The organism is Cytobacillus sp. IB215665, assembly GCF_033963835.1.
Lineage (GTDB): Bacteria > Bacillota > Bacilli > Bacillales > SM2101 > Nanhaiella.
Genome location: NZ_JAXBME010000001.1, coordinates 483,157 through 490,414 on the forward strand (window position 1 = coordinate 483,157; position 7,258 = coordinate 490,414).

General features: G+C 31.5%; 10 protein-coding genes. 8 read left to right on the top strand and 2 right to left on the bottom strand.

Features of this window, described 5'->3' with window-relative positions:
* Positions 1–171: 171 nt before the first annotated feature.
* The 6 genes from SLH52_RS02010 to SLH52_RS02035 all read left to right on the top strand — a co-directional run bounded on the left by SLH52_RS02010 (position 172) and on the right by SLH52_RS02035 (position 3,097).
* Positions 172–516 carry a helix-turn-helix transcriptional regulator gene (locus SLH52_RS02010; protein WP_320207630.1) on the top strand — a complete coding sequence of 115 codons (345 nt, stop codon included), beginning with the start codon at positions 172–174 and terminating at the stop codon, positions 514–516.
* A 38-nt stretch (positions 517–554) separates the two neighbouring features.
* Complete coding sequence (locus SLH52_RS02015; protein WP_320207631.1) at positions 555–1,043, top strand: GyrI-like domain-containing protein; 489 nt, start codon at positions 555–557, stop codon at positions 1,041–1,043.
* 472 nt (positions 1,044–1,515) lie between these two features.
* Entirely contained in the window at positions 1,516–2,004 is a 489-nt protein-coding gene (locus tag SLH52_RS02020; RefSeq protein ID WP_320207632.1) for a small multi-drug export protein, read from the top strand.
* 178 nt (positions 2,005–2,182) lie between these two features.
* Positions 2,183–2,344: a hypothetical protein gene (locus tag SLH52_RS02025; RefSeq protein ID WP_320207633.1), complete on the top strand. Its 162-nt coding sequence runs from the start codon at positions 2,183–2,185 to the stop codon at positions 2,342–2,344.
* A gap of 54 nt (positions 2,345–2,398) precedes the next feature.
* Positions 2,399–2,536 (top strand): hypothetical protein, encoded by a 138-nt coding sequence (locus SLH52_RS02030; RefSeq protein ID WP_320207634.1) that lies wholly within the window; start codon positions 2,399–2,401, stop codon positions 2,534–2,536.
* Positions 2,537–2,701: 165 nt separating this feature from the next.
* Positions 2,702–3,097 carry a hypothetical protein gene (locus SLH52_RS02035; RefSeq protein ID WP_320207635.1) on the top strand — a complete coding sequence of 132 codons (396 nt, stop codon included), beginning with the start codon at positions 2,702–2,704 and terminating at the stop codon, positions 3,095–3,097.
* 230 nt (positions 3,098–3,327) lie between these two features.
* Here SLH52_RS02035 and SLH52_RS02040 read toward each other — a convergent pair whose 3' ends face one another.
* Positions 3,328–3,861, bottom strand: a complete 534-nt coding sequence (locus SLH52_RS02040) for a HEAT repeat domain-containing protein (RefSeq protein WP_320207636.1) — start codon at positions 3,859–3,861, stop codon at positions 3,328–3,330.
* Positions 3,862–4,659: 798 nt separating this feature from the next.
* Here SLH52_RS02040 and SLH52_RS02045 point away from each other — a divergent pair.
* A complete protein-coding gene (locus SLH52_RS02045) occupies positions 4,660–5,796 on the top strand; it encodes a C45 family peptidase (RefSeq protein WP_320207637.1) in 1,137 nt (378 codons plus the stop codon).
* 256 nt (positions 5,797–6,052) lie between these two features.
* Complete coding sequence (locus SLH52_RS02050) at positions 6,053–6,202, top strand: hypothetical protein (protein WP_320207638.1); 150 nt, start codon at positions 6,053–6,055, stop codon at positions 6,200–6,202.
* Between the two features lie 118 nt (positions 6,203–6,320).
* Here the strand turns inward: SLH52_RS02050 and SLH52_RS02055 are convergent, their stop codons facing one another.
* Entirely contained in the window at positions 6,321–6,743 is a 423-nt protein-coding gene (locus tag SLH52_RS02055; protein ID WP_320207639.1) for a hypothetical protein, read from the bottom strand.
* Positions 6,744–7,258 lie beyond the last annotated feature (515 nt).

The window sequence follows — 7,258 nt, forward strand, 5'->3', positions numbered from 1 at the left end:
CAGATTAATTAAAGAAATAATCAAATATAGTGTATAGATTCAATACCATAGAAAAAAGAAGGAATATATAAATTTTACTACTCAAGAGTTGATAATTTGAAGAGATATTTAGCTGGTTTTCATTATATCTATTAAGTTATAATAAATAAAAAAACTTGATTGGTGTGTAGAATGGACGAATATATTAGATTAATGAACAAATCTGAAGACTATATTGAGAAAAATCTAAGCGAAAAAATTTCACTAGATGATTTAGCAATTAACGCAAATATGTCCAAGTATCACTTCCATCGTATATTTAGTAAGTATAGTTCTGAGACTGTCAAACAGTTTGTTACGAGAATAAAAATAGAGCGGTCTGGAATATTCCTCGCTGTCCGCACCGATTTAAGTATTACTGATATTGCTTTTCGATATGGCTACAATGATGTAAGTACCTATAATAAAGCATTCAAAAAGCATCTAGGGATGTCTCCATTAGAATTTAGAAAAGCAAGAAACGACAAGAATTCATAAGTATTCTTCGCTAAACTAATGTCAAAGGAGTTGATTTTGTGGAAAAGCCAATGATTACGGTGGAGAATTATGAAGTGGAAGTCATATATATACGCTTCAAAGGTACTTACACAGAGTTTAGAAAAAACAGTCGTAAGATGTTCAATGAACTCTTCAAATTCGCAAAGAAATACGATTTAATCAAGGGAAATTTCACAAAAGTAATGACTATATACCATGACAATCCATTCGTAACTGACCCTAATAATTTGCGAACTAGTGTCGCAATGACTGTTCCCTCAAATACTACAATAGTAGAAGAAGGTAAAATTGGTACTATGAAGTTTGGCGGGAAATATGCTGTATTACATTATGAGCTAAGTTTAGGTGAGTATGAACAGGCTTGGAAGTATGCTTATTCAGACTGGTTACTGAAAAATGATAAATATACACCTAGAGATTCTGTTCCATTTGAATTATATGTTACCGAGCCACCTAAAGATTTTACAAAGAAGAGTAAGACAGACATTTATATACCAATAGAATAAGAGCATAAATTATCTTTCACTAACAGGTGGTAGAGTTTAATAAGTGTGCGAGCAAGTTTTAATACCTTTGGATGTTATGGTACATATCTAAAATATAGATATGTACCATTATTCATTTTAGGGCCATATTGTTGAGCAACACTTTACTGTTTGTGTAGACCGTTTCCTCGGAACTTATTCCCCGCTTTATATTTCGCTACACAAAGTGGGGAATTTTATTGTTCCACAGACCCATAATGTTATTTTCTACATCCTAAATACCCTTTCTATTTCAAAAATATTTCTTATTTTAGAATAATTTTCTAAAAAACTCTTGTTTTATTAGAATGATTTACCTATAATAATTACCATGCCATAGAAAAGAGCTTTTTACATTGGGGTTTGAACACTATTTGGGGACAAATTCAGTGTTAGGAGTTCTCTTAATTATTGGGAGATTCATAAAATTATAGATAGCAGGGGCGAATAAAAATTGATTTGGACATATTTTATTATCTTTTTGTTAGCAGCAATCCCATTTTTTGAAGTATTACTGATAGTGCCAGTTGCAATTATTGGTGGTATTCCAGCAATTCCAGTTATCATTATTGCCTTTTTAGGGAATTTATTAACGATAATTTTACTTATTGTGTTTGTAGACTCAGTTCGCAATTGGCGTAAGAAGAAAAAAGGCAATAAAGAAAAAAGCGAATCTAAAAATAAACGCGCGAAGAATATTTGGGATAAATACGGATTGCCTGGCTTAGCATTCATAGGGCCGTTTTTTGTAGGTAGTCATTTAACAGCACTATTAGCTATCTCATTCGGCGGTACACGTACAAAAACTTTAGTATTAATGACATTTAGTATCGCAATTTGGGCAATTTTACTTGGTAGTGCAGCATATTTGGGTTTTGATTCTTTAGTAAAAGATGAAGAGGGTTTTGGTTTTATCACAAGACTTTTAGATTTAAATAAATAATAAACATTGTTCAGTTATAGGGCGCTCATCTGAAATAAGGATTAGCGTCTTTTTTATATGTTAATATTTACTTCAAACAAGCCCCTTCAGTATAATTAGATTGGTAAATTAAAGAATGTAAGTTTGATATTGTAAGAGTATTGTAATTTATATTACATGGAAAAAGAGAGAGTAAATTATGTTGAAGAAAACGTTTGTTGTCATTTTATCATTGATGTTATTACTTCCTTCTATATCAGTGTTTGCAAAATCAGGAGATCGTCCTAATGATTGGTCAAAGGAAACGATTCAAAGAGGAATTGACATGGGAATCATACCAGAAAGATTACAATCAAAGTAGTTTGATCCAATTACGAGGGAATAGTTTTCAGAGTTATTAGTTAATGTAGGATTTTTGAAGTTAAAGTTGAGATGCGACGATACTTGGTCGAAAGAAACAATACAAAGAGTCATTGATTTAGAATTGGTACCTGAACGACTGCAAGCTATTTACTCTGATCCAATTTCGCAGGAGGAGTTTGCAGAGTATTAGTAAATATAGCATTTAAGAAGTCTGAACTATCTGATAGTTACACTCGGCTATAAGGAACACTGATTTGTTTGAACCGAGTTTATTAATAAGACTTTAATATTCAAAATTGAAGGAATACTAAAGTAGGAGCTTGATGTCATTCACTCAAAAGAAGCAATTGAGTTTATGGTTATAGGGTTTTGCTTTATTACAATCGTAATTATCTCATTCCTTGTAACAGGTAAATGGAGAAAAATTTGCCGATCATTAGTGTTAGTTGTATTGTTTGCATATAGTATATTTTTTGTAGTACGCCCTTTTTGGATTGATGCACAAATTGACAAGAAAGTTACAATATTAAGGCTATACTTGGAACAACATTACCCAAATGAAGAATGGGTGATTTCAACAGTACCTCATCGTGAAGAAGGTTATAAACACGCTAACCCATACTATATTGGTGTTGTTTTTGAGAGTGAACCAGATGTTATTTATAAATATTGGGTAGAAAGTAAGAGTGATATCTACCAAATTAGTTTTTCTAGAGACAACCTGTTAGACGAATTAGAACATTTAGAATAAAGATAAATATTTTTGAGAAATAGAATTTAATAATAATCTTCCTTAAATGGCGCATTTCTGCAATAGAAATGCGTCATGGTTACTTAATTGTGCATTTCAGAGATAAGAAATCTGTTCTTTCTCGTTTGAGACAAACACGATGATGATAAGGTTATTATGGATTAAAGAGGAATTCAAGATGGGATTATAATATAATTTACGTCCTTTTTAAAAATTTTCCATATTGTAAGTTATTTAAAATCATTATTCTTTATTGTATTTCCTATTAATTTTGCTAAAGCTTCTTGAGCGGCTGACTTTTTAATTATATCTTGAGTTTTTTTCTCTACTTTTAATAGGATTGATGTTGAACCTTCATCCATTTCATTTGGATCAATCATAGCTAAAGCCCAACAACACCAAAAGCGCGCTTCATCATCGGTATTATTGGATATTACCTCTTTTAAACTATGTATACTTTTATTACCTATCTTTACCAAATAAAGGCTTGATGCCATTCTTATTTGATCATTTGTAGCTAGTATTAGTTCGTTAAGTACCTCAGGTATTGCTACAGAAGCACTTTCTCCTATTTCCCCTAAAACAATAATAGCCATCGTTTTTAAATCACTGTCTTCATTATTTCTAATTGTTTCTCTTAAGGTTGGCACCGCTTTTCCTTTCATAGCCCCCATAGCTTGAATACTTTGTAATGAGTTGTTTAGGCTGTTGCTTGTTAATAGTTGATTCATCTCTGATTTAATGAGCTCATTATGATTTTCCACTTATAGTCTCCTTTTTCTTGATAATTTCTTTAATTCAATCAAGCTATTTATCACCACTAAATTAATTTGAATTCACAAAACAATCCTGCTTGTCTTTTATCTAGTAAAATTACATCTCCTTCCATAAATTTGTTAATGGTAAAATTACCCTGTGATTTCTTTTCGCCAAATATATTCGTAAATCCTCCTTGCTTATTCAGGTAAGGTAACTATAAAGAGGAAAAAGTGATAATAGATGTACATTTTAAGTTTGATAATCCATATAACATGTAAATTCTAGGTTTAATAATCCAATGGTTAATTAATGAATAGATTTTTTAAAAAGTCTAGTGTACAGTCAAAAATAGTTACTAAGCAATATGGCGCTTATCTGTAAAAAAGATTAGTGCTTTTCTTAATTTTAGGACTATATCGTTGAAGATCGATGATGGGTCTTTTTTAATATTTGCAGACACTTTGCTAACCTTAATGGATAGAGTACCAATGGAAACTAAGAATATGACGAAGAGCTGGGGGCTTATAACTACTACTATGAAGAGGCTTAGAATGAAAGAAGTTAATACAGGATTAAGAAAAGAGCATTTTATAAATTAGCCTTGGCATTACGAATAGAACCTTGTGAACAACTACAGTTATAGTAGATTTAAGCCACAGTAGGTGTTTATAAGTGTTGTACTGATTTATCCTTTGGTTGTGATTAACCAAAAGGATATGTGTAATAACTTTTGATAAATTTTTCTACGTATGTACATATTTTTTTAAAATAGTATAATCAAAAAAACAAGGGGGTGGATTATATTGGAAGATAAAAATAAAAAAGAACCAATGATTTTTGATATTCATGTCACAGAAGGAACTCATTATGATATTGGTAAACAAAGAGGGATTACATTTAAGGAACATTATTCAGAGGATATTTCCTACTATACTACCCCTTTGGAAGGGCAGGATTATCTTCCTGCAGCATTGGCTCATAAACGAATGATGATGATTGATAAAATTTGTCCCGGGTTTATTGATGAAATACAGGGATTTGCAGATGAAGTAAACATAGAAGCAGAAAAGATCCTATGCTACTCAAACTCGTTCCATGACTCACCAAATTGCTGTCAATTTGCTGTTCACCCTTCAAATACAAGTGATGGTCATTTTTACGTTGGCAGAAGTTATGAGTATTTTGTAAGGGACGAGAGAAGCCTATGTATTACTCGTGTAAAAGGAAAACCAAAACATATGGGTTTCTCACTTCAAAATGCGGGCCGAATGGATGGAATGAATGAATACGGACTTGTAGTTTCTATGTCAAGTACTGCATATTTAAAACCTCTAAAAGGGTATGGGTGTGAGTTTTGGATCGCTATTCGAGCAATTTTAGACAGATGCAAAGATGTATATGAGGCTCAAAGCCTTCTTGAAGAGATACCTTTATGCACTAATGCAAACATTATGGTAGCGGATACATCTAATAATGTATCTATCTTCGAAATTGCCAGCTTTTCTGAACAAAAGAAGAGAATATTTGTACGTAAACCAGTGGGCGGACTAATCGTTTCTACCAATCATTATGTCAGTAATGAAATGAAAGAATTCGATGCATATCATCTGTGGAACTCGGAAATACGTTATTCCTCTGTTTGGAATACTCTATTGCGGGAATCACCTATCCTTGATCATAATAAGGTTAGGAACTTACTATCAACTAAGTATCCTCTGGGTCCATGTTGCCATTATTATTCAAGCGGAATGGGTACACTCAGAAGTATGATATTTGATATTACAGATAAGAAATTGAAGGTAAGCCTTGGTCCTCCCGATATGAATCCGTGGTATGCTGTTGATTTTGATGAACCGATAGGAATGAAGGAAATTGTTTGTGAGTATGAAAATGTGAATATTGATAATCCTGAGCAATTTTTTAGAGAAATGAAAGGTTAGGGATCTATTAATTAATCAGGCTCAAACATGTTTAACAGGTGTTTGCCATTAAGGGGACTGAAGAAATTCTGTAAGTCCCTACCAAAGTCTAGTCTTCCACAACCTGGCGCTTTTCAGAAATAATTCTGAAAAGCGTCTTTATGTGGTAACTTTTTTCATCGTTCAAAATGTTAATTCTATAGTGTGAAATTAATAGGAGAGTGGATGTATAGGAAAAACTTATAATATATTAAGTATACGTATTGTGGAGATTATGATGAAAAGAACACTAATTATTGGAGCAACAATATTAGCAGTAACTATAGGACAACCTGTAACTGTTAATGGTGAATTGAACGTGGTATCAACTGGAACAAATGAGGAAGCCAAATTCAGAAGTTACTGTAAAAGGGAAAAATATAATTGAGGATAAGTTGGCTTAATTTTTACTATTTTTAAAATATCGGTCTCTTATTTTTCATTTCAAGATTTTATTAAGGACCGTGGAAATTTTGACTATTAAAAAGCTTTTACTACTAGCTTGTTTAAGGACCCAAAATGGAGAAATGACCATGGTTTTTAAAGCAATCTTGTACCCATATATCAATTTCATTAAAAGGATCTAATAAATTAATATTATCTAGTTTTTCTTGTCTAAACTTAATTATTATTTTCTCTTTAAGTTTGTTCCATTGAAATATAGAAACTGTATTAGGTCCATAATAATTAAATTCCGGCATAATCTCTTCTATGAACGGAGATAACTTGTTAAAGTCTTCAAATGTAACATAGATTGAACTTTCCTTCCAATGTTCCTTATTAAACCTTCCTTCAGCAAATTCATAAACACATTTATCCTCTAGATCTTTTAAGTGTAAAACTTTAATATGAGTAACCTCCTTGTAGTTTTTTCCGTAAAAACTATAGAATAATATAGATAGTGAATGACAGTAAAGTGTATTTGTCATTCCCCACTTAGATTAAGTTATATCATTAATACATTCTTTATTCAAAAAAAAACGAGTTATACTTTCCTCCAAAACTTAAAATTTCTTGAGTTGAATCAGCTAGAATAACATATCTGTAATCATCTAGATTCTTATACTTATGAGAAGGAATCTTATTCTTACCCGTCCCTTTCGTTACTTTAATGTCCCCATATGTACCTATCTTGTGGAACGAATTTGGAGAGGTCTCTTTTTTAAGTTTTTTTAATTATGCATTTCAATTATAAAAATTATGTTATTTAGGCAATATTTTGAATAGACACATCTAAAAGGATCCCTTATAAATAGACAAACAGATTGTTACATTCAAGTCATACTATAAAACATGTCCATAAAGTGTTAAGCTAATGATTCAGTGTCACGATTTAAAATACATCCCTGTTATAAAATTAATCTTAGAGATGGACACATGAAAAAATTTCAGGAGGTCTATACATGAATATAGATAATAACGATATTTTAATTCGATTACGATA

Bases quoted from the DNA above. Each gene is read 5' to 3' on its own strand.
- SLH52_RS02035 (WP_320207635.1), top strand. From the start codon at position 2,702: ATGGTTATAGGGTTTTGCTTTATTACAATCGTAATTATCTCATTCCTT.
- SLH52_RS02010 (WP_320207630.1), top strand. From the start codon at position 172: ATGGACGAATATATTAGATTAATGAACAAATCTGAAGACTATATTGAG.
- SLH52_RS02050 (WP_320207638.1), top strand. From the start codon at position 6,053: ATGAAAAGAACACTAATTATTGGAGCAACAATATTAGCAGTAACTATA.
- SLH52_RS02055 (WP_320207639.1), bottom strand. From the start codon at position 6,743: ATGACAAATACACTTTACTGTCATTCACTATCTATATTATTCTATAGT.
- SLH52_RS02025 (WP_320207633.1), top strand. From the start codon at position 2,183: ATGTTGAAGAAAACGTTTGTTGTCATTTTATCATTGATGTTATTACTT.